The following is a 25,149-nucleotide window of genomic DNA, read 5'->3' as shown; positions in this document are numbered from 1 at the left end:
TCCTGTTACATTTTACTAGTAACGAAAAACATTTCAACTGATAATGAAAACTAGATAGGTTCTTTGTTTTTATAAAATGAGGTGAAACTTTTGCATGAGAATGAAGTCTTGCATTATCAACAAGATTTAACGAACTTAAAATTGATTCGTTGGAACGAACTGCCAAACTTCGGTGTATATAGCGATCAAGTCTTGACTATTATAGAAAGTCAATTATCTTTCTTGTCTTCGGACGATCAGGAAAGAATTATTACCCCGGCAATGATAAATAATTATGTGAAATTAGGCCTGATTGAAAGGCCAATTAAAAAGAAATATTATCAGCTGCATATTGCTAAACTCATTGTCATTACTTTACTCAAACAAGTGCTACCTTTAACAGACGTTCAAAAAGGAATGTCTCTGCAAATATCGGTTAAAGGCAAAAAAGTGGCCTATGATTCTTTCTGCGACGAACTCGAACAGTCCTTTCATAATTTATTTAGTTGCTTAGGAAAAGAAATTGATTTCTCTTTTACAATTAATCAGATCCGGAACGAAAATATTGCCTTGAAAATGGTCACATTATCTTTAGCATCTAAGTTACTTACCCAAAAAATCATTGAATTTAATGGGCTCAATCAGTCCAATACAGAACGAATATATGTAGAAGAAAAAGGAGCGGTTTCATTTGAAAAATAATCGTGTAGCAATTTTAGTAGACTCATGTAATGATATCCCAGCTAATCTAACAGAGAAGTATGGCTTCTATACTATGCCTTTAATGATTAACTATACTGATCGATCTTACAAAGATGGCGTAGATATCTCTCCACAAGAAGTATATGATTCATTTAAAAAAGAAGTTCCTAAAACCAGCTTACCTTTAGGAAGCGAAATTGAAGAGCTCTTGAATCAAATAAAAGCGGATGGCTATACAGATGTACTAGCTTCTATCATCTCCAGCGGATTAAGTGGTACTTACCAAACGATGAAATTAACTGCAGAAGCTCGTGAAGATATGAATATACAAGTAATCGATACCCGAAACATTGGAATCGGATCTGGCTTTATTGCACTTTATGCTGCAGAGCAATTAGAAAAAGGCTACGATTTTGAAACAGTCGTTGAAAAAGCACGAGAAGCAATAAGCAAGTCCAGTGTATTTTTTGGTTTAGAAACCTTGGAATACTTGATTAAAGGCGGCCGAATTGGAAAGGTGCAAGGTATTTTAGGTAGTGCTTTAAAAATTAAACCAATCATCTCCTGTAATCCAGAAGGTATTTACGATACAGTTGCAAAAGTCCGTGGACGTAAGCAAAATATTGCAAAAATGCTTGAAATTGCAAAAGAAAAAGTTGCTGGTCATAAAGATTATTACATTGCTCTTTGCCATGGCGCTGCAGAAAAAGAGATGCTCCAAATGAAAGATAGCATTCAAGATTTAATCGCAAATGCTAAAATTTATTGCGAAGGCCAAATTTCCCCTGTTCTTGGTGTTCATACCGGTCCGGGATTGCTGGGAATTGGTGTTATGATTTTAGAATGAATTTTCTTTGGGGCTGGGAAAAAACTCCCGACCCCTCTAGTATTAACGAATAATAGTGGTGTAAACGTGCTCAAAAAGGCAGATCCGACATCCACTTCACGAATAATGCGCGGATGGTCTTCGTCCATCCTGTGCTGATTCGTTCCAGTGATTCGGATCTAAACGCCTTTTTTCCCACTCTCTTTTTTATTATAATTTTTTTCCTCAAATAGACAGTAAAATGCTTTCCTTCCTAGTAGCTTATATGGTGAAATTGGTATAAGATGAACGTATATAGAAAACCCTTTCAAAATTTAGTGAATGTGTTTAAGGAGGAGATGTTATTTATGAAGTATCGGAATTTAGGATCAAGCGGTTTGCGTGTGAGTGAGATTGCTCTGGGAAGTTGGCTTACCTACGGGAAATCAGTAGAAGATGATACAGCCCAAAAGTGTATCCAAACTGCATATGAAGCAGGAATCAATTTTTTTGATACTGCTAATGTATATGAACAAGGGGAAGCAGAAATTGTATTGGGAAAAGCTCTTGCAGAATACGATCGATCTAGCCTTGTAGTAGCAAGCAAAGTGTATTTCCCAATGGGTGACGGACCAAATGATCGCGGTTTATCACGCAAACATATTTTTGAGCAATGTGATGCAAGCTTAAAAAGACTAGGCATGGATTATATTGACCTTTATCAATGTCATCGATATGACCCTCATGTACCTCTAGAAGAAACATTATGGGCATTGGATGATTTACAGCGACAAGGTAAGATTCTCTACGCTGGGGTAAGTGAATGGCCTGCTGACAAAATTCAAGAAGCACATAAGATTGCAAAAGAACGTAACTTCCGTCCTCTTGTATCGAATCAACCTGCTTATAATATGATTGAACGTTTCATTGAACGTGATATTCTTCCTGTTTCTCAAGCAAATGGTATGGGACAAGTTGTCTTTTCACCTTTAGCCCAAGGAATCCTTACCGGAAAATATAAACCAGGCCAAGAAGCCCCATCCGATAGTCGGGCATCTAACTCAGAAATCGGCAGTGGTTTAAAGAAATATTTAGAAAATGAGCGTCTTTTAGAAGCAGTCCAAGAGCTTTCAAAATTTGCTCAACAACTGGATATAAACCTGACGCAATTAGCTTTAGCTTGGATTTTACGTCATCCAGGAGTTAGTTCAGCAATTATTGGAGCAAGTAAACCTGAACAAATTGAAGATAACATTAAAGCAGTGGACTTTGAACTGACCAAAGAAATTTTAGTTGGAATCAATGAATTACTACAGCCCATTAGTAATTTCGGACCACGAAATTAATCCTTTTATAAAAAGAAAAAAGCCTGTAAAATTTCCATTGTGGGAGTTTTACAGGCTTCTATTGCTTTTCAACAGACTAAGTTGTTAGAGCTTCTTAAAAAAATTTAATGAGAAAACACCAATTCCTGCAATTAGAAATCCTAAGCCTAGATAGCTAATCCAAATAGTCTTAGATCCTGCGTTAGGAAGAGTTTCTTGTTTTTCTTTTTCAGAAACTTGTTCTTTTGTTTTTGATGGTTCTATTTCTATGACATTGTCTATTTTATCCGGCTCTATTTCAACTGGTACTTCTGGTTTCACTATCTCAACTGGCTCTTCAGGGTCTACTGAATCTTCCGGTTCAACAGGCTGAACTGGTTCTATCGGCACTGTCGGTTCTTCTGGGTTGATAGGTTCCTCTGGATTTACTGGCTGTTCCAGGTCTTCCCCTTCTGTAAGTTGAATACCAGACACAGAATCACCATCTACCAATAATCGATACTCTACTGTTTCCCCATTGTAAAAAGTGAAGTGAAGACTATAAACTCCATCGCTCAATACATTCAAATAACTGCTGGTTAAGAAGATGCTACCTTCTGCGGGATTTTGATAAAATTCAAAGCCATTTTCTAAGTAATCCCACCAATCATTATGGGAAGCAATTGCTCCATCCTGATCTTTCGAAACAACTTTTTCTAATTGATTGCCATTAAATTCAGTCGGAATAGAAAGTCCAGTTGTTTTCTCTCCACTTGCTTCAGACATGACGGGAGTTTCGCTTTTCACAAGATATTGATGCCAGTCTGCTCCGTTCGTAAAGCTAAGTTGTAATGCCGCTACAACACCCGTATAGTTTTCCTCATATTGCTGAGTAATTTCATCTAAGAATGATTGTGACAGTATAATGCTTCCATCTTCATAAAAATAATCAGTACCACGCACAAGTTCTCTTTCTTCGAGATAGATGGCAACCAACTCTTGCCCATTTAATGTCAATTCAATTCCAACTTGTTCATCTTCCGTTTTATTACCTAAGAAAGTCGTATTCAATCCTGTTGCATAGGCTGAACGTGTATGCATGGATACCTCAATCATTTCTCCAAATAAGGGATTGTTCCACTCATAAGTATAACGATTTAAGTGTTGTCCGTTATCCCAAAGCATAGTGTTAAATCCCTTTTCTTGAGCATAGTGATTTAACATCTCTATGTATTTCAATGTTTCTCCTAGTTGATTCACATCATCACCTTTGTCATAACCCAATAAGCCGTATTCTCCTATGACAACACCGATACCATTTTGGGTAAATGTTTCATGGACGCGATCAAAAACAGAAATCATACTTGTCCGCGAAGTAACTTCATCCCATAATATTTCATCAAAACGAGTAATACCTACGTTGGCACTGTAGACCCACTCACTATAATAATGAATCGTTGCAATTAGATTCGGATCTTCTAGTGATAAAATATGTTGTTGTAAAGCATCCAAACGGTTTTGTGCATTGTCAGTCAGTAACGTTGGCAAGACGAGCATCCGGTCTGCATTATTTCCGTCTGAATTTCTGATAATATTATAGAAACTCTGATTCAGAGCAGTAAGTCGTTCAATGGCGACAGCATCGTCTACTCCATAAAATTGCGGTTCGTTAATAGATTCAAACATCACGCGATCGTCATAATCTTTAAAACGTTCAGCTAGCTGTTCCCAAATATTATTAAACTTCTTAAATTCCTCTGCCTCTGTATCCCCATTCCAATTTGCCAGCCAACTCCAGGAATCATGATGAACATTAACCATAATTAATAAATCTTCTTCCAGAGCATAATTCACAACTTTTTCATAACGATCAAGAAATTCTGAATCTATCACATTATTCTCATCGATTCTCATCTCTGTCGTAAATGGCAGTCGAATACTATCGAAACCTTTTGCCTTTACAGCTTGAATCAATTCACGCGTTACAATAGGATTTCCCCATGACTCTTCTCCCAGGTCTCCCCCTGTATCAAATCCATCAAAGGAATTTCCTAAGTTCCAACCGCTGCCCATTCGATCCACATATTTCTGAGAGGCTGTTTTTTCAGCTGCTTGAGTCTTTATACTATTATTTCCAAGTGCGACAAAAAACATACTAATAAAAATGGCAATAAATAAAGATTTCTTTTTCATCAAAGAATTCCACCTTTTCAGAGTTTTATTAGAAGAACGTACTAATTACTGAAATTTAAGGGTACAAAATAAAGGAGATGGGCGCAGAAAGAACTTCTACTACCCTATTAAAATGCGCCGAATTACTAATCCGACGCATTCCTATGACATTTCTGCATCATTTCATCTAGTAGGGAGTTTTTCAGCGTTTACTGAATGAGAATAATAGTGAATCTCATCCAGTGGGCCATGCTAAAGTTTCCACTAGAAGAGAATCGGTATTTATCTCATCTAGCCAGGCCAGTTCCCATTGTTCACTAGATGAGATTAGGGAAATAGCTGCGTGTGTTTGGTTGCTTCCATTAAATTCTGGTGAATTCATCTTGCCCCATAAAAGACGGGCAAAGAACTGTTCTTATGCGTTCAACATTTGACTAAGGGAAGGAAACTAGTCTATGCTTAATATTTTAACGTCAAAAGGACTTAATTTTGTTACAGCCTCAATCTTTTCTCCCGTTAAAATATCTTTATAACCAACGAAACTTGTCTCGATTTCTACCGTGTCATCGTAATGATTCAAAACAAAAATATATTCTTTCTCATCTTTCATTCGTTTCGTAATTTCAATACCTTCTGGATAATCTCCGAATCCCTTTATGTTCTTTTCATCAAGAATCAAGTTTACAATATCATCCAGTAATTCTGCTTCTGGAACAGTCCCTACATACCAAGCACTTCCTTCACCAAATGAATTTCGAGTAACAACTGGCATACCAGCATAGAAATTACTGTCATACACAGCGTACGCCTCTGCTCCTTCGAGATGGATTAAATCACTGACAAGTGAACCAGTATAATTTTCTTTTGTTAACTTTTCGTCTACGCGACGAATTTCATTGGTTGCTCCTGGAGCTAAGGCATCGATTTCTTCTACCCACACTCCCATTAATTTTCGTAAAGGACCGGGATATCCACCCAGATGAACATTGTCGCTTTGATCCACAATTCCACTCATAAAGGTTGTTAAAAAACTACCGCCTTTCGATACAAACGATTCGATTTTTTCTGTAATCCCCTCTTTTACCATGTAAAGAACAGGGGCAATCACGACATCGTATTTTTCAAAATCCGAATCCATATGAAGGATATCCACTGCTACATTTTTCTTGTAGAAAGCATGGTAATACTTTTGAATCTGCTCCACATAATATAAATCAACATTTGGTCCACTTGTATATTCAAGGGCCCAATAGTTATCCCAATCAAATAAAATTCCTACTTGAGCTGGTGTAGTTGCACCAATGAGCTTGTCCTCAAGTTGTTCTAATTCCGCTCCCAGTTGAGCAACTTCTCTAAACACTCGGGTATTTTCATGCCCCACGTGTCCAATGACAGCCCCATGAAACTTCTCACAACCGCCTTTTGAACGACGCAATTGGAAAAATTGGATACTGTCTGCCCCACGAGCAATTGCATGATAACTTTGCACACGCATCCGTCCGGGCGGCTTCAGAGCATTATAGGGCTGCCAGTTTTGTTGACTTGGCGTTTGTTCCATTAACATAAAGCTTTGTCCGTCTTTCATACCACGCATCAAATCATGATTAAATGATGTATGAGCCCAATCCGGTTCATAGCTAGGGTAATTATCCCAAGAAACGATATCCATTTCTTTTGCCCATTTAAAATAATCTAATCCCTTATAGGCTCCCATCATATTAGTAGTAACAGGTGTTTCCGGATCGAATTTTCGAATAGCATCTCGTTCCATTTTAAAATTATCTAATAGACTATCTGATTGAAAACGACGATAGTCAACCGCAATCCCGGCAAATGCCGTCATCGTATCACTGATTCCGTCTCCTAAATAACTGGGAGGAACGATATCATCAAAATCATACAAGGTATGACCCCAAAACTCCATGTTCCAAGCCTCATTCACGGCTTCAATTGTTGTGTATTTCTTTTGCAGCCAAACTCGAAACTCTTTTGCGCAGTTATCGCAATAGCATTCTCCACTGTATTCATTCGAGATATGCCATACTTTTAAGTTGGAATGATTGCCGTAACGTTCTGCTATTCGAAGAACCAAATCCCTTGCAAATCTTTGGAAACTAGGGCTATTTGGACAATGATTGTGACGATGACCAAATTTATGCTCTCGTCCGTAAAAATCGGTCCGGTTGACATCTGGATATTTACGAGACAACCAAGCGGGCAGAGCTGCAGTCGAAGTTCCCATAACAATATCGTAGTTTTCTTTTTCCAGCATGTTCATAATTTTATCTAATTCAGTAAAGTCATAGACCGCTTCTGAAGGCTGCAATCTTGCCCAAGAAAAAACATTAATGGTTGCAGAATTAATGTAGCCTTTACGGAAAATACGCATATCTTCCTTCCACATTTCTTCTGGCCATTGTCCAGGATTGTAATCCCCTCCGTAAATCATGCGGTCAAAAAATTGTTTTGCCATACGCTCCTCCTCAGATCGTTAATGAAATTACTACTTTTTCTTCTGATAGCAAAACTTTCGTGCCCCATTCATGATTTTCTGCATTTCCTGAATCCACAGAAACATTTGAGATGTTTCTAAGCACGACAGAATAAGTTGCTAATCCTTTGCTTTCAAGGGTTATTTTTTCTCCCTGACGACTTGCTTTTATATTTGCAGCTTCTCTTCCTGATAGGTCGTAAATCGATGTTGCGACTGTTTTTCCAGCTTCCAATTCAAATAAATGAATAGTTACATCTTTTGTATAATCGTACTCTGCTTGATCATCACGGAATCCTTCCACGATCAGACTGTTCGGACGAGCTAATAACGGTAAATGTAAGTAGTCGTATTGTTGATGGTACCATTGCTCTCCTTCTAACACTTCGTTGGTCAAATAGTTTGTCCAACGTCCTTTTGGAACATAGAAATCAGCCGTGCCTTCTTCGTTAAAAATTGGCGCTACCAATAAATCATTCCCTAACATATACTGTCTATCCAAGGTATGAGTACTTAAGTCTTCTGGGAATTCTAATACCATTGAACGCATCATGGGCACGCCTGTTTGATGAGTGTAAACAGATTCTTTCATAAAATATGGCATTAAGCGTAATTTTAGTTTCGTAAATTTGCGTGAAACATCCACTGCCTCTTCGCCATATAACCAAGGAACTTTGTATTCCCAGCTTCCATGATAACGACTATGGGAAGAAAGTAAGCCAAATTGCGTCCAGCGTTTATAAATATCCGGTGTACAACCCGTTTCAAATCCGCCGATATCATGACTCCAATAACCAAAACCGCTCATCCCAAATGACAATCCAGCTCTTAAAGACTCTGCCATTGATGGATAATCAGAGGTACAATCTCCTCCCCAATGCACAGGGAATTTTTGGCCGCCGACAGTTGCCGATCTTGCAAACAGTACCGCTTGATCTTCCCCTTTTTTCTCTTTCAATAAATCAAAGACAACTTCATTGTAAATTTGCGCATAATAATTATGCATGCGATGTGGGTCGGAACCATCATGATAAACACAATCAGTCGGAATACGCTCACCGAAGTCGGTCTTAAAAGAATCTACGCCCATATCTAATAATCTTTCTAGCTCACTTCGGTACCACTGAACAGCCTCGGGATTCGTAAAATCAACAATCGCAAGTCCCGCTTGCCATTTATCCCATTGCCATACATCTCCATTAGCGCGTTTGATAAAGTAACCTTCTTCCATACCAATATCAAATAACGGCGACTTTTGGCCGACATATGGATTGATCCATACACAAATCTTTAAGCCTTTTTCTTTCAATCGTGCCAACATTTTTTCTGGCTCCGGGAACATTCTTTTGTCCCAAGTGAAATTGCACCATTCGAATTCTTCCATCCATAGACAGTCAAAATGGAACACTTCTAACGGGATGTCTCGTTCACTCATACCATCAACGAATTGATTCACCGTTTCTTCGTCATAGTCGGTTAAGAAGGATGTACTCAACCATAGTCCGTACGACCAAGCTGGCGGTAAGGCAGGTTTACCAGTAAAATCTGTATAGTTTTCTACGACTTCTTTCAGATTGTCTCCTGCAATGATGTAGTATTGCATAATCTCGCCTGGAACACTGAATTGTACTTTCGAAACTTTTTCGCTGGCTACTTCAAAACTCACTTTATCGGGTGAATCAACAAATATTCCATATCCACGATTACTTAGATAAAACGGAATGTTTTTATACGCTTGCTCTGTTCCTGTCCCACCATCTTCGTTCCAAATATCGACGGTTTGTCCATTTTTTACAAACGGAGAAAACCGTTCACCCAATCCATATATTAATTCGCCGACTCCCAAGCCGAGCTGTTCACTGATGAAGGGTTCTTTTTGATCATTGATAACATAAGCCTGGCCGCGTGATCTACTTTCTGTTAACAATTCTCCTTTATAATAAAATTTCAAATGAAATTGCTCACCTTTTGCTGCTTCAACTGCTAGATCGCCATTACGGAATCGATATGCCTCTTCGCTTTCTATAATTTCAGGCTGTACATAATCTTTCTGTAATTCAAAATCTGGACCAAGATGGCGCATTCCTTTATAATGGTATACTTTCACGCCGACAATTCCTGAACGTGGTGCCGTTAATTCAATGGTCATCATTCCACCGTCTAATGACATCCCCTTGTGCCCTGTGTAACGGAATGGTGCATATAAAATTAACGTGTCTTCGGTTGATTTTGTTGTGTAAATATGAGCTGGATAGTTTACTTCGTATCCGTCTTTCACAAGCCAGCCGCCATTTGAATACTTCATTTATTTATCCTCTTTTCTACATTTGAATATTTTCGCCATTTTGTTGGATAACATGTTGGTACCAATAAAAACTTTCCTTCTTCAGTCGTTTCAAATCTTTTTCACCGTGTTCGTCTCGGTTCACGTATACAAAGCCGTAACGTTTCTTGTAACCATTCAACCAGCTGAGTAAATCGGTAAAGGACCACGCACAGTAGCCGATCATCTCCACCCCATCCGAGATGGCTTTTTTCATTTCGAGCAGGTGTTTTTCCAAATATTCAATGCGGACATTGTCCTGAATCGTCCCGTCTTCTTCCAGAACATCAATGGCACCCAGTCCGTTTTCCGTTACGAAAATTGGTAAACCGTATTGAGCATAAACACGACGCAGTGCTAGTCGGAATCCGACCGGATCGATTTCCCATCCCCACTCGGTTGTTTCCAAATACGGATTCGACACTGATTCAAACATCGGTACTTCCGGTGATTGCGCCTGCTCGTTTTTTGGCTGCATTAAGTACGGATCTGTCGCGGAAAATTCTTTTGTTTCTACATCCGTTTCTACTGTATTTTCCAGACGATTTTCACGAACAGTTCCCCCATGGTAATAATTGATTCCCATAAAATTCGGTTTTGCTGACAGCAATAATTTTTGGTCTTCCTCTGTTACTTCGGGTGCGATTCCTAACTTTTCTAGCTGCTTCATGACAAAAACAGGATATTCTCCCTTACAATAGACATCCAACCACCACTGATTATTGAAGGCATCATTATTTTCAGCCGCCAAAACATTCTCAGGACGTGCATTCAGCGGATAGCTGGGACCATATCCAAAACTTGGTCCAATCTGCCCTTGGGGAACCAATTCGTGGAAGAGATTGATTGCTTCTGCATTAGCCAAATTAATGACATGGTTGGCTTGGTACATCCGCTTCAAGTCCGATACATTCGGCGGATGACTCTGCCAGCGGTAGCCCATGGCTGTAAAAACATTTTGCTCGTTAAAGGTTACCCAATATTTTACTTTTTTACCGAACCGCTCAAACAAGGCACGGCAATATTTCTTAAATGCTGGGATGGTTTCACGAGATTCCCAACCGCCATATTTGTCTTGCAATGTTTGTGGCAGATCCCAGTGATACAGTGTCAGAACCGGCTCCACATTATGAGTGATTAATTCCTCAACCAAATTATCATAAAACTGCAGCCCCTTCTCATTCACTTCTCCTTCTCCATCCGGAATAATGCGGGACCAAGCTACCGAGAATCGGTAAGCTTTCAAGCCCATTTCTGCCATCAGGGACACATCTTCTTTATAGCGATTGTAGTGATCAACGGCCACATCGCCGTTCGTTCCGAGATAAGTTTTTCCAGGAATTTTGGTGAAGCCATCCCAGATAGAAGGTCCTTTTCCATCTGCATCATAACCGCCTTCTACTTGATAAGCCGCCGATGCTGCTCCCCATAGAAACTCATTTGGAAAGGAATCTAATTTTGTGTGTAACATGTCATTCTCCTCTCTCAAGCTTCGTGATTGCGCTTTACTTTTTCTGAAATCAAAACACAAGCTCCTCGCAATCCAGCTTCGTTATAATATTTACAATTTTGAATGATTGTTTTCATCTCTTGCCAACTATTATCCTTCTCCAGCTGTTTTATTAAGGTAGGTGTCAATGTTTCATCTGCGCTAATTCCTCCACCTAATAAAATTTTCTCCGGATTAAAAAAAGTCGACGAATTAAAAATAAGAGCAGCTAAATAGGTAATCCATTGTTCAAATAATTCCTGTACACCGCTATCGATTTCTTTTTCTTGCATAATGACTCGTGCATCCACAACTGTTTCTGGTGTGAGTCCTTTGTATTCCTTATAGTTACGAACAAGGGCACTTGTAGACGCTAATTCGTGGGCAGTCATAAATGGGTGATTTGCTACGTCAATGTGCATCAAACCGAACTCTCCTGCACGAAAAGTATTTCCACGGAATAACTCATTGTTTAAGACAATCGCTCCGCCGATTCCTGTTCCAATCGTAATGAGTAAAAAGTTGGCTGTTTCCTGGGCGTGTCCTGTTGCCTGTTCAGCCAAAGCTGCACAGTTCGCATCATTTTCTATTGCGATTGGATAAGATATATTTTGTTGCAGCACTTCAACAATTTTTTCTTCGTACAATGTATAAAGCGCTCCAGCCGTTATCGCTTTTCCTTCATTTGGATCAATGAACCCTGGCATACTCAGCCCAATTCCCTGTATTTCATAAGTGCGTTCGTATTCCTCTATCACATTTAGGATGGATTGATAAAAAGACTCTTTATCATTATGCGGCGTTGGAAACTCGTCCTTTTCCAGCAACTCTCCTTCTACTGAAAAAATACCCTGTTTAATAGCTGTTCCGCCAACATCAAAACAAATGAATGCCATATATTTTCCACCTTTCAAAAAATGAGAAGCGATATTCTTTTCCCAACACATAGGATGGTATGAAACTCTCCATCACTTCACATTCGGTCCAGTACACCGCTTCAAATTTTTATTTCTTTCCGTTTAGAATTGTATTAATTATTTCCCCACAACTCTAAGCGCTTATGTGTTAATTCAGTCATTTCCACTTCGGCATCTTTAATTCCCATGTTTTCTAGCTCTGTAATCATGCCATCCCAGATAGAATCAAAGTTCGCTGGATTTGCTAAGATTGCCTCTGTGATTTTTTGTGTAGTAAAGTCATCTGCTTTTTGTTGAATAATCGCAACATCACTGTTAGACGGAAGAACATATTCATACGCACGACCATGAGCCGGAATTCCTAATGTTTCTGTTGCAGGGAAGGTCTCTACCCACAAATCTACTCCATATGCTGCTAATGTTTCTTTTTCTGCTTCTGTATAATTAACCATGATGTCTTCTTTTGTATCGCGGCTAATTGATTGTCCGTTAGAGTCTACAGCACCGTTACCCCATTGTGGGAATGGATAAATATAAGCGCCGATACCTGCTTCAATACCATAATTAGGATTTGTTTGATTGTTTTTACGATCTTCATCTGTTTGCACACGCAAACCATCTACAACTTCGTAATGCTCTCCTTCGACTCCCCAGTTCACAAGAATCTGTGCTTCTTCAGAAGCCATCCAGTCAAGGAATTCAAATGCTTCCTCTTGTTTTTCTGAAGTTGAACTGATCGATATACCTGTTGCTCCTGTGAATCCATAGTCACGTGTACTTTGAGAAATGTATTCTTCTCCTAAAGTTACAGGAAGTGGTGCCCACAAACGGTTGTCTTTTTCATCTTGTTTTAAAACTGCGACAGCTTCTTGAACATCCCAGTCTTGGTCAGCCGTTCCTAATACACGACCAGAAGAAAGTTTTGCAATATACGTATCATATGTTTGTGTAAATGATTCAGGGTCTAATAGACCAATATCATTCATGTGGTTTAACCATTTAAAGTATTCTTTGAATTCCGGTAACAAGAATTTGTATACGGTATCGCCCGTTTCTTCATCAACATGCCATTGTCCATCATCTTGCAAACCTGCTGCAAAACCAGCTGGGTTTCCAACCGTGATTAACCAACGCCAGTCACTACCCAATAAACTCAATCCAATCGTTGATTGACCATCGATCTCTGGATAAGTTTCTACATAGCTCTTGATTGCTTCTTCATATTCTTCCAATGTTCTTATTTCCGGATAACCCAATTCCTTTAATACATCAAATTGAATTTGGAATGTTCCGCTTGTGGTTAAATATCTATTCTCTACGCCACCTGTTCCTAAGTGGTAGATTTGTGGATCATCTAAGCTGTTACGCAAGCGATCTAATTGATCGCCGTACATTGCTTTTATGTTCTCTCCTTTTTCTTCAATCAAGTCATCTAATGGAATGACAGCACCCGCATCAATTAATTTATTTATGTCCCCCTTACCGAAAATCATGTCCGGGTAATCACCACTTGCAATCATCAAAGGAACTGCTTGCTCATCCCCGCCGACAGGATGGGTGATTTCTAATTGTATGCCTGTTCTCTTGGTAATCTCTTGCGCTACTGGATTCGTAAAAGGATCATCCGTCGCTAAATCTGCACTAAAAAAAGTTAGTGTTGTTACTTCTTCGGTGTCTCCATCACTCGTTCCGATATCATCCGTTCCGGTATTCCCTGAACCTCCGTCACTTGCACATGCAGCCAGTAATAATGAACTTGAAAGAAGTAACGAAGTAAGCCAATGTTTCTTTTTCATGAATAAATCCTCCTAATAATTTTTTTATATTTGAGGCAATTAACTTTTCACTGCCCCTAATGTTAAGCCCGAAACAAAGTATTTTTGTAAAAATGGATAGACAATTAATATCGGCACTGTCGCAATAATCGTAATCGCCATCTTGATTGACTCTGGCGTTGTTCGTGCTGTCAGATTTGGATTCTGATTCATACCACTCACATCTGCAGCAGTCAGAGAATTTGCGTTATCCATTATTTTCATTAACTCATATTGCAGCGTTGTTAGATTATTATTACTTCTAGCATATAAATAAGTGTCAAACCAACTGTTCCATTGACCAACTGCCACAAAAAGCGCAACAGTAGCAAGTACCGGCATACAAAGCGGCATAATGATTTTCAGAAAAATCGTGAATTCACTCGCCCCATCAATTTTAGCAGATTCTTCTAAGGCATCTGGAAGCCCCTCTATAAAGGAACGAATCACAATCACATTGAATGCACTGATTAAAGCAGGAACAATATATACTGCGAAATTATTTATTAATCCCAATTCACGTATTAACAAATAGGATGGGATAAGTCCCCCACTCACATACATGGTCATTGTTAACATTATATTAATCTGCTTTCTGAAAACAAAATTCTTTCTACTTAAAACATAAGCTAAAACTGCACAAGAAAAGGTAGCAGTCAATGTCCCAATCAACGTCCGTAAAACAGAATTTCGAAAAGCAATTAAAAGACGATTATTGGATGAAAAAATCTCTTGATAATTTTTTAAGGTAAATTCTCTTGGGAAAATATGTAATCCACCGCGAGCTGTATCTGTTGCATCATTTAGCGAAACTGCTAGAACATTCAAGAAAGGATAAAGCGTTAATACGATAACGACTAGCATTATAATCGCTAAAATGAAATCTGTTTTTCCTGCTCGAGTAACAAGACTTTTCTTTTTTTTCGTTTTTGATTTTATTAAAGCAGCCATTCTACCTCTCCTTTCTACATGAGTTGGCCTTCACCGGTTCTTTTAGCAATGTTATTAAAAATAAAGATCAATACAATACTTACTACAGATTTAAAAATACCAATTGCAGTACCAAATGAATAGCGGAACATGCCGATTCCATAATCTAATGCATATTTCTCAATAACGAGTGCTTCATTTGCTACAATGTTATTTCCTAAAAGCATTTGCTTTTCAAATCCGATATTCACTAAATTTCCAATGCTCATGATCAGTAAAATAATGATAATCGGTCGAATGGAGGGGAGTGTGATATTCCACATTTGCTGCCAGCGATTCGCACCATCCACGCGGGCTGCCTCATACATTTCTTGATCAATACTAGTCATTGCTGCAAGATAGATAATCGCATTCCATCCAGTTTCTTTCCACACATCAGCTACAGTTACAATTCCCCAGAAGTAACCAGGCTGCGCCATAAAATTAATTGGTTTGTCAACGAGGTGAAGCGCTTGCAAAACTTCGTTAACAACACCTGTTGTGGATAAGGTTTGAATAACAATATTCGCTACTACTACCCATGAAACAAAGTGGGGTAAGTATGAAATTGTTTGTGTTAATTTTTTAAACTTAGAGAAACGAACTTCATTTAATATTAGAGCAAAACCAATGGACGATAGAGTACCAAAAAGCAAACCAAGAGAGCCCATTCCTAATGTGTTTTTCATTGCTGTATAAAATAGCGGTTCACTGAATAAGACTTGAAAATGTTTAAACCCTACCCATTCAGAACCAAAGAAACCATTTTGTGGTAAATAATCTTGAAAAGCGACTACCCAGCCAATTAATGGAGCATATGCAAATATCAATAGCCAAATCACAAAAGGAAGCGCCATGAAGATGAGTCCTTTTTGTTCTTTGATTTTCTTCCAAGTAATCTTCCTTTGTCGATTATTCCTCTTTTTCTTTTCAACGATGACCGCTTCTTCTATGATTTTCATACCTTCCATTCGTCTCCTCCTCCTTCTATTGTTATGCCTATACATATCATAGTTGTTATCGCTTACATAATAAACATGAAAAAACAGACATCAAACCAGTAAAAAATAGCTTTCCCATTTTTTAATGCTAATAATGACTTAAAAACATACTGCTATTTGACAATAAAATAAAAAAGGCTCTCTATTTTTTAGTGTTGTTAGAAGCGGAGCTGAACATCGGAAGCAGAATTTAAAATAACGACTTTCAAGCTCGATTTTCAGCCTGAAGGTCGTTATTTTAAGAAAATAAAGATGTTCAGCATTGAAATTTCTCTCGAATGTAGTTATTTTAAAAAAATAAAGATGTTCAGTCTCATAAATCGGTTTGAACGTCTTAAAAAAATTAACTCTCTACGAAAAAAGAGAGTGGGGAAAAAGGTATTACCATGATCATGTCCCGAAAAGGTACGCCCGCTGATAGTGCCCCCTAGAATCGGTCTACTTCTCACTAAAGTCGGAAACGTTCTATCTAGATGGAAAGATTCCAAAAAATCTTTTCACTACTATAACGAAAAACGTGTTCAAGCGAAATTAAACTACCGATTCCACGTAGTGTACAGGAAATCGGTAGTTTAGAGAGTGTTTTATGTTATCTCATTTTAGTAAATCAGTTTTATCTAGCTTATTTTTTGCTTATTCAAATACTTCTAACATCTCATAAAGCTGTTCTTTTTTCGCTGTGAACTCACGAATGCCATTTTTTTCAACGAGGTATTCTTCTTCATTTAAATCATAAAAATCAATGGTGTGAAGCAAGACTTCCCCTTCTGATTGAAATTGGTAAGTAATCGTTAGACTTGCTTCATCTTTGATTGGCTCTGAGCCATCATATGGATTTAAGTATTTAAGAGCAGCTAAATATTGGTAATTCTTACGAAAGGCTGCTTCATCCAGCTGGTCGCCGTTTAAAAAGAAGTCGGAGCTGATACTTACTTCGTCTTCATCATTGGTCGTTACCTCATGCTCTGCTTCAATTAACAAGGTCTTATCTGTTGTTTTTAATTTTACTTGCCGCAAGGAATCAAGTGGAATAATACTAATAAAATTATCCGTTATATCAAAGGGTGTTAATTGGAAGGTTCCGGCAAATAAGAGCGGAATACGGTAGCTTTCATTGGCTTCTTCCAGATGGACCAGTACGCTGTCTTCATCAGGTTCACCAAATACGAGAGTTTCCTGTCCGTCACTGCCGTTTAGTCTTAATGTAAAAAAGGTTTCAGCTTCGGACGGGATTGCTTCTTCCGTCGCCTCTCCTCTAAAGTTTTCTAAGCGTTCTAGAATAGCATCCATCGTTTGATATTCTATTGAAAATGGTGTGTCATAGACATCATGTAAAAACCAGCCACTAATAAAAGGTGCTGCTTCAACTTTAGAAAAATCGCTCGTTTGATTTAGTTCAAATGATTGACTTGGATCTTCAAATTGGATGGTTTCTAACATGCCAACTTTTAAATCAATAGCATCTTGCAAATAAACCTTCGAAAATTCTTCTAACTCCATTGGTAGTTTTGAAAATAACAGCCAATCTGTTGTCCCTGACATTTTCCCATAGTAGTTGCCTTCTGCGTCATGGTATAGGGACATCTCCACTTTTTCATCTTCTGAAGGATATAAGTCCAATTGTAAGAGTGTCTTTTCTTTAACGACAATGTCTGCTTCATCAACAATCGTGGCTTTCAAACTAACTACTTTCTCCAAGAAATTTGAAATAGCCATTTGGTCGAGCTGATCAATATCATCACTCACCCATTCATCATCGTTTGATTCAACACGATAAGAATCATTATTTTTTGTTGTGATTTCAAACGCGCTCAGCTGGGTAATCGCTTGAAATGGTTGAACTACTTTTTCTTCTGACGACTCAGCATCCTTGCTACAGCCTGCTACAAGACCTAAGATGAGTAGAAAGAGGCTTAACTTTTTAATCATCATGAGTTCCCCTTTCATAAGAACCGTTAATTTGAGAAAATTGCGATTCTAAATCAATAAACATCGTTTGATTCGATCGCATAATATAAAAGGCAATCAATGAAAAGAAAAATAAAAACATTTCACTAGGAAAGGCATAGAAAATAACCGCAAAGGCAATAATCGTCAACAAATTGCCTAGCTGTTTTCTAAAGTAACGCCACATAATAACCACAGCTGATCGATAGATATTGGCTACCGTAATTTCAAAAATTGCCAACATCGGAAAGCCAATCATCGAAAAGATAGCTAGGAGTACAAATACTAAGGCAAATATAATCGCAACTAGCACACTTCCCTTAGTGTAAAAATAAAAGGCATCGACTAAAACAATGACACTTAAGGTCAGCTGAATAACCCAAAAAACGAGACTGACCTTCAGATTATCCTTATAGCCCCTGAAAAAATCTTTGAGCGGTACTAAAGATTTTTGACGAACCAATACCCCCATGGAAAAAAAGAGTGCTGCCAGAGCTGGTCCAGTCGGGATGAGCGCTAAACTATAAATCAAGACATTCTCTACTAGCAATGGCACTGAAAAAAACACCACAAAAAACAACATATTCACTAATAGAAATAATAAATTGGTTGTTAGAAAATAGTAAAGGTAACGAAGTGCAGTATACAAATTACTATTTAAGATATTTTTATTTTTCAATCGTTACCCTCCCTTAAGTCTTTTTGAAATGATCGCGGGCTTTTCCCCACAATTTTTTTGAATTTTTTGTAAAAATAATCGCTATTTGTATAGCCTACTCGCTCCGCTATCTCATACACTAAAAATTGATTTTCCTTTAATAGTCGTTTCGCTTCTTCAATACGAATTAAATCCAAATAAGTTCGATAACTCATATTTTCTTGTAATCGGAATTTTTTTCCTAAGTAAGAATGACTGTAATTTAATTCTTTTCCTAATTCTTGTAAAGTCAAATTTTGATGATAATTCTTGCGAGTATAATCTTTCATTTCAGTAACGATGTCCCGATTATCATAAGCCGTATCAAAGAATCGACTAAAATCTATGAAAATTTCATTTAAGAAAATAAAGGTCTGATTTAATGATTGCTCACTTAGTATAATGGAAATAATATAACGCTTCTCCCTTTCCTTTAAAGGTAACGCTACTGTTTCTTCCATCTCATCACAATAATAATTAAATAAAGCAGCTAAATCTGCTTTGATGTCTCTTTCCATCCAGTCATTTTGCTTATAATAATATCCGATTGCTTGCAAATACGAATAAATTTTGTCTTTTTCATCATTTTTTATTGCCCATAACAACTGTTCTTTCCAGTCAGCTTTGTCAAAACCATCTGCTTGGTTATTTTTTTGTTCTTTCTTTTCCGCAATCGTCTGTTCAGAAAGTAGTTTGAGATCAGGATATAAATACCTTTTCTTCTTCAACCTGCGTACTTCTTGGTAAAGAATTGGCAGCTGCTCATACTGGTCGATTCCAGAGCTAACGATTAAATAGAGATTTTGATCCAATTGTGACAATTCTTCGCTCAGTTTCACAGCTACTTTCCGTACTTCTCGATTCGTTTGATTTACTACTAATGCGAAAAAAGTTGTCCCATGGTTAAATAAAAACCCCTCGCCAATCAGTAAGTTCTTGAACACTTCTGAGATGCTGCGACGATTAACTTTTCCGTTTTCATAATCACACCCAATTAATTGATAGTAGTCGTACGACAGCAAGGATACCAACTCATCATTTAACTGTCCGCTCAAGAGATACTCTTTTATTTTCGAGGAATGGGAATATTTTTCATAGAAAGCAAGTGTCTGCTTCTGCTTTTCTTTCTCCAGAATCCTTTGAGATATCTTTCGTAACTCTTCAATTAACTCATCTTCATCAATCGGCTTCAATAAATAAGATGAAACTCCTAGACGAATTGCTTCTTTCGCATAACTGAAATCAGAATAACCTGATAAAATTAAAAACTCTTTGTTCAGCCCCCTATCTTTCGCTTCTTCTACCATGCCGATTCCATCTAATACCGGCATCCGAACATCGGTCAATACCAAGTCAGGTTGAAGCTCGAGTATTTTTTCCATACCTTCCCTGCCATTCCTTGCATCACCGACTATTTTAAATCCCTCTTTCTCCCACTCGATAATATAAGCAAGCCCTTCGCGGACAATAGGCTCGTCATCCACAATTAAAACAGTATGCATGTTAAGAAGCTCCTTTCGTTATTATTCTTTGAGGAATCCGCATTTGTACGATCGTTCCCTCTCCTTCCATGCTGTCAATCGTCAGACCATATTCATTTCCATAAAAATGTTTGATACGTTGTTGAACATTATTAATCCCAATTCGATGACTTTCTGTATCTCCCTTTAAGACTTTCTGCAGCTCTTTTAATTTTTCAGGATGAATTCCCACACCGTTATCACGAATGATTATTTCCAGAAAGTCGGCTATTTCATTTACTTCAATTTCTAAGTTCCCGCATCCTGCTATTTTTTCCAATCCATGCACAAAAGCATTTTCAACTACCGGCTGAATGAGAAGAGGTAGTATAAAGTAGTCCGTTGCTGTATTTTGATGAATAACGTAATTAATTCGGTCGCCAAAACGAAGCTTTTGAATTTGTAGGTACATTTCAATAAATGCTAAATCTTCGCTTAGCGGCAGTTCCTCTCTTTGACGTTCCAAAGCTTTTCTCATCAGTTTGCTAAGAATTTTCACGATATCCGCTACTTCTTTATCGTGATTGCGCAGTGCTTTCATGCGAATCATTTCCAAAGTGTTGTATAAAAAATGGGGATTGATTTGACTGGAAAGAAGCTTAAATTCTGCCTCTTTTCGATCAAGTTCCCAGTTTTTTTGATCAATTTCATATTGGTATCTTTCCAACAACAGGAGCTGCAAACTCTCCATGGTTACATAAAGCTGCTCATATACCTCGGTTATTTCATCCTCTCCTGAAATTTCTTTCGGTATATCAAAATCACCATGAGCCACTTTTGTCATACTATCTTGCAGTTGAATAACACGGTTATTAAATGTACGAATAAAGGCAGCCAACATGAGTAACGTTATCATAAATACAAACCCGATTGCCAGATAAGCGATAATCAAGACACGATTTGCTTCTGCAACGATACTAGATGTCGGAACCGTTCCAACTGCTTTGAAGTCAGAATAAAGAGATTTTGGTATGGTTAATTGTTGAATGGTAAAGGTAATGTTCTTTGTTGTGCCTTTTATACTTTCATCTATTTCTTGATTGTTTAATAGTAAACGATATTGTTCGTATTCCGATTGAATATTTTCTACATGAGGGTGACTAAAAACTAATTCATCATCTAGTGTCAAGAAAAACGTGTTTCCAGAGTTTCGCAAAATCTCTTCAATTTTATCGTTGGAAACAGCGATATTTAATACACCCGTCAGTTGACCATTTTGAAAAAGGGAGCGTGTTAAATTCAAATAGCGGATTCCCGTCACAGAATCTTCTATATAACGCCAGACAATATGTCCCCTTTTTTCAATCGCATCTTGATACCAAACTGATTCAGATACTTCATCTGTAACAGGGTACAAACCAACACTGCTCATTAAGGAAGGATTATCCACGTATAAACGAATATGCTGAATTTCTTGATAGTACTTTAGATAGTCCGCAAATTGCTGGTAGTTTTGATATGCCTCAAAAACTTCATATGGATTTTCAAAGGTTGTACGAACGAGTTCCGCTAAACGTTCATCTTGATAGACCCAGTCAGAAACACGAATGATTGACTCCAAGGTTCCTGTTAATTCATTGGCTGTCCGTATCGTGTCTTGTTCAATTTCCTCCGTTTTTGTACGAATTTGATTTGCTCGAATTTCTACACTTAAATAGTATCCGACCAAAAGAATAGGTACAAATAAAATCCCGATATAGATCAAAAAAAGCTTTTGTTTGATTGTTTTTGGCCGAAACTTTTTTAACCATGTTCCCATTCCATCATTCCTTTTTTGTATCTTACCATTGTAACCTTATCTTCTTGTAATGAAATGCAAAGTTGTTTATTTTGCGAACGATTCTTTTCAGGCACTTCAATTACGATCTCCGTTTCCTTCTCCGTTACCAAATGAAGTTCAAACTCTTCTGTTTCCCGATTCCATTCAAATAATTCAACCCGAATCGCATCCGGCAGCCAAACTCCTTTTAGCTTCCCTTCTGAAAGCCAGTAAGGCACTGATTGAAAAACAACCAACTTCCCTTTTGCTTTTGGATATAAAAGAGCATCCTGGTAGATTCTAGGAATACTACCGTTTGCATCCACATTAAAAACATTTTGATTATTATAGTGTGCCGAAATCAATGAATCATAAAAAGCACGGTTCATAATAAATTGTTCCATACTTTCTTCCAAAGCTTTGTTTTTTTGAAGAGAAATGGCACACATTGCTGCGTGCATTCTGCCGTGTGACGATGTATTCCCACTATCTTCGTTATTTACCCATGCCTCCATCTTCCGTTGAAAGGCCTTGTTTGCTGCTTCCCACAAGATTGGTTCTGTCTCTGGAAGGATTTCTTTACTTTCAAATATCGGATAAAATTGAGAAAAATGACGATGGTTTTCATTCTCGTCTTTATGCCAATCAATCCATTCTTTCAATACGCCGTCATCATTCATCGCGTAGTTTGGAAGTTTTTCTAACAAAGATTGATAGTTTTCAGGCATTTTCTTTCCTGATTTTTGATAAATTTCCCAAGCATGGTATAGCGTCTCTTTTAATGCCGCAACGTCAAAAGTTGCATTATCTCCCATTCCATTCTCAGGAGAATAAGAGGGACGGAATAATACCTTATCATTTTCATCGATCATCTTGAAATCATCGTAAAATTGAATCACTTTTTTATAAAAAGGCAAGGCCTTTTCTCTGGCGAAAGCAAAATCATTCGTGTAATTTGTATACTCCGCGTAAAAATGTGCCAGCCAAGCAGCCCCACCAGTCCAAGTCACTAATGGCCATTCGTGATTCCAATGGACATGCTTGGCTGTTGTACTTGCATGTGCGGGAACCATATAACCTTGACAACCATAGTACTCCCTTGCATTCGCTTCAAAATCACTAAAATAATCTTCCAACCGTTTAAAGACAGCAGTTAATTCAGCAAACATTCCTAATCTTGCAAAAGAAGAAATAGCGAGTTGAACATTCGTATCAAAAGTATAATCGCCACTCCAAGCGGGTTCAAATGTCCCGGTCCAAATCCCTTGTAGATTCGGAATCGACTTTCCACTGCAAGAGAGCATGACATAGCGGCTCGCATCGTACAGTTTTTCAAATAATACTGGGGGGATTTTTTTCGTTTGTTTCATCTCTTCTAACAGATTATCGATACTGATAAGTCGGTTTTCTGAACAAACTAAGTCTAACTGAACTTTTTCAAAACGATTCCGGTGTTTTTTACAGCTTTCTTCAAACAAACTTTCTGATTTTTTTTCTGTATTCGCATGTTCATTCAACGAAATCCGACATATAATTTTTGTTGCTTGCTTCATTTCATATAGATTATTCCGATTGCTTATTTCACCATCCGTTTCAATTAAGCCGCTAGTGAAATAAGTAGTTCCGTCTCCATATTGATTTGTTTGTATCCAGCTGTTTTCTTTAATTGCTAGTTCTTGGAAGAGTTTTTCTTGTTGAAAGTCAACAATTGCTATTGTCGTAGAAAACGGCTGCTCTCCTTCCAGTTCAATGATTAATTCATTGGCAGTGGAAACATAGATCTTTCTTTGGATGTTATTTCCATCTTGATTTTGAAATAGATCAAATACAAATCCATTTGCATAATCCGTCCCTCTGCGATAGGAGCCATTTTTCATTTCTATATTTTGATGTTCCAGTTGAATTTGTAAAAGAGGATGAATTGGATCACTCATCGTTAAGCCTTGATAGCCTTCTTTGAGCGCTTGTTCTTCATACCATTTTATCGCGTTTTCATACCCTTCTTTTTGTATGCGCTTACGGAATTCTGCTAAATAAGGAGCCATGTGTGGCAAGTTTTCCATTTGATTCCCTTTTAAAAAGAAATCAGGCGCATTTAAAATCATTTGCGTCTGCAATGGTTGTCCATATAACATTCCACCAATTGTACCATTTCCTACAACAAATGCTTCCTCCCAACGTTTCCCATATTTTTCACTCCACACGCCGCGCTCTGGTAATGTAAGTTTCTGCATCTCATTTCTCCTTTAATAATTATACTTATTTTTATCATATCGATTTTTGCTTATAAATTCCATGTATGGATTGGCTTTTTTACAGTAAAAAATAGGAGTCCAGTATCGGATTACTCCCAAGAACCGGTCTCCTATTAATTTGTTTATTTTTCTATCCTCTTCAGCCATTCTTCTGCAATAACACCATGTCCTGCAACAGTAGGATGGACACCGTCATCTCCTGTTAAATAAGTATAACCTGTCTTCATTCCAAGAGAATTTAAAATGCCATCTAACGGGATGAATTCTACCGCAAATTCATTTGCTAATTTACGTACAATTTGGATACGCGGATCCAAGTCTTTCCGCCATTCTAAGCGATCGATGGGTTCGCTTAATACAAAAGGCTCTAAAATAATGATTTGTGCTTGTAGCTTTTCTTTTACTTCTGTCAATAATGCACGATATTTCGTTTCAAAACTGTTTAGATATTCTGATGTACCGAATGCATTACTGCCAATGGTATGCCAGGTATCGTTAATCCCAATCAAGATCGATACCACATCCGGCTTTAAATCTAAACAGTCTTCTTGCCACCGTTCTTCTAAATCAGTGATTTTATTTCCGCCTATCCCTTTATTTAAAAATTGGAGATTTAACTCCGGATAACGGGCGCTTAAAGCCCCCGCCACCATCAATGGGTAGCCAGAACCCAAGCTGTATAAATTAGAACGATCTCTTCCCACATCAGTAATGCTGTCTCCAATAAACAAAATTAAATCATCTTTTTTTAATTTCATAAATACATCACATCTCCTTGTTTGCGTTTACATACGAACGTATCTATTATAGCAAATTATAAAAGAAAAAAAACGGACAATCCACCTTGTACTATAAGGAAAGAGGATTTTCTTATTGTCACGCTGAAGATAAATACTTTTCACAAACAACTGATTCCATCCAATAAAATGTGCAAGCTTCAGATGTATTTTACCATTTCAAGCTTGCAGTTTTTTCAAAAGAGACACCTTCACAATGTTTTTTGAG

The 25,149-nt window shown here is 37.8% G+C and carries 17 protein-coding genes; 3 read left to right on the top strand and 14 right to left on the bottom strand.

Annotated features, from left to right (window positions below; translation table 11 throughout):
• The first annotated feature begins 90 nt into the window (after positions 1 to 90).
• The 3 genes from EJN90_RS07750 to EJN90_RS07740 all read left to right on the top strand — a co-directional run bounded on the left by EJN90_RS07750 (position 91) and on the right by EJN90_RS07740 (position 2,832).
• Complete coding sequence (locus EJN90_RS07750; RefSeq protein WP_164544036.1) at positions 91 to 681, top strand: DUF1836 domain-containing protein; 591 nt, start codon at positions 91 to 93, stop codon at positions 679 to 681.
• On the top strand, positions 671 to 1,528 hold the full coding sequence (locus EJN90_RS07745; RefSeq protein ID WP_126110047.1) for a DegV family protein: 858 nt from the start codon (positions 671 to 673) through the stop codon (positions 1,526 to 1,528). The genes EJN90_RS07750 and EJN90_RS07745 overlap by 11 nt, the downstream gene beginning before the upstream one ends.
• Before the next feature lie 326 nt (positions 1,529 to 1,854).
• Entirely contained in the window at positions 1,855 to 2,832 is a 978-nt protein-coding gene (locus tag EJN90_RS07740) for an aldo/keto reductase family protein (RefSeq protein ID WP_126110045.1), read from the top strand.
• An 84-nt stretch (positions 2,833 to 2,916) separates the two neighbouring features.
• Here EJN90_RS07740 and EJN90_RS07735 read toward each other — a convergent pair whose 3' ends face one another.
• The 14 genes from EJN90_RS07735 to EJN90_RS07670 all read right to left on the bottom strand — a co-directional run bounded on the left by EJN90_RS07735 (position 2,917) and on the right by EJN90_RS07670 (position 24,902).
• Complete coding sequence (locus tag EJN90_RS07735) at positions 2,917 to 4,983, bottom strand: cellulase family glycosylhydrolase (protein WP_126110043.1); 2,067 nt, start codon at positions 4,981 to 4,983, stop codon at positions 2,917 to 2,919.
• A 427-nt stretch (positions 4,984 to 5,410) separates the two neighbouring features.
• Positions 5,411 to 7,435 (bottom strand): beta-galactosidase, encoded by a 2,025-nt coding sequence (locus EJN90_RS07730; RefSeq protein WP_126110041.1) that lies wholly within the window; start codon positions 7,433 to 7,435, stop codon positions 5,411 to 5,413.
• Positions 7,436 to 7,445: 10 nt separating this feature from the next.
• The gene (gene yicI, locus EJN90_RS07725) at positions 7,446 to 9,758 is read right to left on the bottom strand and encodes an alpha-xylosidase (RefSeq protein WP_126110039.1); all 2,313 of its coding nucleotides are present in this window, start codon (positions 9,756 to 9,758) and stop codon (positions 7,446 to 7,448) included.
• 16 nt (positions 9,759 to 9,774) lie between these two features.
• The gene (locus EJN90_RS07720; RefSeq protein ID WP_126110037.1) at positions 9,775 to 11,247 is read right to left on the bottom strand and encodes a glycoside hydrolase family 1 protein; all 1,473 of its coding nucleotides are present in this window, start codon (positions 11,245 to 11,247) and stop codon (positions 9,775 to 9,777) included.
• Positions 11,248 to 11,261: 14 nt separating this feature from the next.
• Entirely contained in the window at positions 11,262 to 12,161 is a 900-nt protein-coding gene (locus EJN90_RS07715; protein ID WP_164544035.1) for an ROK family protein, read from the bottom strand.
• Positions 12,162 to 12,295: 134 nt separating this feature from the next.
• Positions 12,296 to 13,978, bottom strand: a complete 1,683-nt coding sequence (locus EJN90_RS07710; RefSeq protein WP_126110033.1) for an ABC transporter substrate-binding protein — start codon at positions 13,976 to 13,978, stop codon at positions 12,296 to 12,298.
• 39 nt (positions 13,979 to 14,017) lie between these two features.
• On the bottom strand, positions 14,018 to 14,947 hold the full coding sequence (locus tag EJN90_RS07705; protein WP_126110031.1) for a carbohydrate ABC transporter permease: 930 nt from the start codon (positions 14,945 to 14,947) through the stop codon (positions 14,018 to 14,020).
• A 14-nt stretch (positions 14,948 to 14,961) separates the two neighbouring features.
• Complete coding sequence (locus EJN90_RS07700; RefSeq protein WP_126110029.1) at positions 14,962 to 15,936, bottom strand: ABC transporter permease; 975 nt, start codon at positions 15,934 to 15,936, stop codon at positions 14,962 to 14,964.
• 663 nt (positions 15,937 to 16,599) lie between these two features.
• Positions 16,600 to 17,895, bottom strand: coding sequence for a hypothetical protein (locus EJN90_RS07695; RefSeq protein WP_126110027.1), 1,296 nt, complete (start codon positions 17,893 to 17,895; stop codon positions 16,600 to 16,602).
• Positions 17,888 to 18,592, bottom strand: coding sequence for a DUF624 domain-containing protein (locus tag EJN90_RS07690; RefSeq protein ID WP_126110025.1), 705 nt, complete (start codon positions 18,590 to 18,592; stop codon positions 17,888 to 17,890). Before EJN90_RS07690 ends, EJN90_RS07695 begins: the two co-directional genes overlap by 8 nt.
• Entirely contained in the window at positions 18,589 to 20,112 is a 1,524-nt protein-coding gene (locus EJN90_RS07685; RefSeq protein ID WP_126110023.1) for a response regulator transcription factor, read from the bottom strand. Before EJN90_RS07685 ends, EJN90_RS07690 begins: the two co-directional genes overlap by 4 nt.
• A gap of 1 nt (position 20,113) precedes the next feature.
• Complete coding sequence (locus tag EJN90_RS07680) at positions 20,114 to 21,889, bottom strand: sensor histidine kinase (RefSeq protein WP_126110021.1); 1,776 nt, start codon at positions 21,887 to 21,889, stop codon at positions 20,114 to 20,116.
• On the bottom strand, positions 21,874 to 24,123 hold the full coding sequence (locus EJN90_RS07675; protein WP_126110019.1) for a glycosyl hydrolase family 95 catalytic domain-containing protein: 2,250 nt from the start codon (positions 24,121 to 24,123) through the stop codon (positions 21,874 to 21,876). The genes EJN90_RS07680 and EJN90_RS07675 overlap by 16 nt, the downstream gene beginning before the upstream one ends.
• Positions 24,124 to 24,266: 143 nt before the next feature.
• Positions 24,267 to 24,902, bottom strand: a complete 636-nt coding sequence (locus EJN90_RS07670; RefSeq protein WP_126110017.1) for an SGNH/GDSL hydrolase family protein — start codon at positions 24,900 to 24,902, stop codon at positions 24,267 to 24,269.
• Between the last annotated feature and the right edge of the window lie 247 nt (positions 24,903 to 25,149).

This window comes from Jeotgalibaca ciconiae, from assembly GCF_003955755.1.
GTDB lineage: Bacteria > Bacillota > Bacilli > Lactobacillales > Aerococcaceae > Jeotgalibaca > Jeotgalibaca ciconiae.
The sequence above is the reverse complement of the archived record's forward strand: the minus strand, read 5'-3'. Positions and strand labels throughout refer to the sequence as shown.

What these genes read in the sequence shown, in the direction of transcription:
- EJN90_RS07720 (WP_126110037.1), bottom strand. Translation starts at nt 11,247, where the DNA reads ATGTTACACACAAAATTAGATTCCTTTCCAAATGAGTTTCTATGGGGA.
- yicI (WP_126110039.1), bottom strand. Translation starts at nt 9,758, where the DNA reads ATGAAGTATTCAAATGGCGGCTGGCTTGTGAAAGACGGATACGAAGTA.
- EJN90_RS07680 (WP_126110021.1), bottom strand. Translation starts at nt 21,889, where the DNA reads ATGGGAACATGGTTAAAAAAGTTTCGGCCAAAAACAATCAAACAAAAG.
- EJN90_RS07710 (WP_126110033.1), bottom strand. Translation starts at nt 13,978, where the DNA reads ATGAAAAAGAAACATTGGCTTACTTCGTTACTTCTTTCAAGTTCATTA.
- EJN90_RS07675 (WP_126110019.1), bottom strand. Translation starts at nt 24,123, where the DNA reads ATGCAGAAACTTACATTACCAGAGCGCGGCGTGTGGAGTGAAAAATAT.
- EJN90_RS07730 (WP_126110041.1), bottom strand. Translation starts at nt 7,435, where the DNA reads ATGGCAAAACAATTTTTTGACCGCATGATTTACGGAGGGGATTACAAT.
- EJN90_RS07700 (WP_126110029.1), bottom strand. Translation starts at nt 15,936, where the DNA reads ATGGAAGGTATGAAAATCATAGAAGAAGCGGTCATCGTTGAAAAGAAA.
- EJN90_RS07735 (WP_126110043.1), bottom strand. Translation starts at nt 4,983, where the DNA reads ATGAAAAAGAAATCTTTATTTATTGCCATTTTTATTAGTATGTTTTTT.
- EJN90_RS07715 (WP_164544035.1), bottom strand. Translation starts at nt 12,161, where the DNA reads ATGGCATTCATTTGTTTTGATGTTGGCGGAACAGCTATTAAACAGGGT.
- EJN90_RS07740 (WP_126110045.1), top strand. Translation starts at nt 1,855, where the DNA reads ATGAAGTATCGGAATTTAGGATCAAGCGGTTTGCGTGTGAGTGAGATT.
- EJN90_RS07685 (WP_126110023.1), bottom strand. Translation starts at nt 20,112, where the DNA reads ATGCATACTGTTTTAATTGTGGATGACGAGCCTATTGTCCGCGAAGGG.
- EJN90_RS07670 (WP_126110017.1), bottom strand. Translation starts at nt 24,902, where the DNA reads ATGAAATTAAAAAAAGATGATTTAATTTTGTTTATTGGAGACAGCATT.
- EJN90_RS07695 (WP_126110027.1), bottom strand. Translation starts at nt 17,895, where the DNA reads ATGATTAAAAAGTTAAGCCTCTTTCTACTCATCTTAGGTCTTGTAGCA.
- EJN90_RS07705 (WP_126110031.1), bottom strand. Translation starts at nt 14,947, where the DNA reads ATGGCTGCTTTAATAAAATCAAAAACGAAAAAAAAGAAAAGTCTTGTT.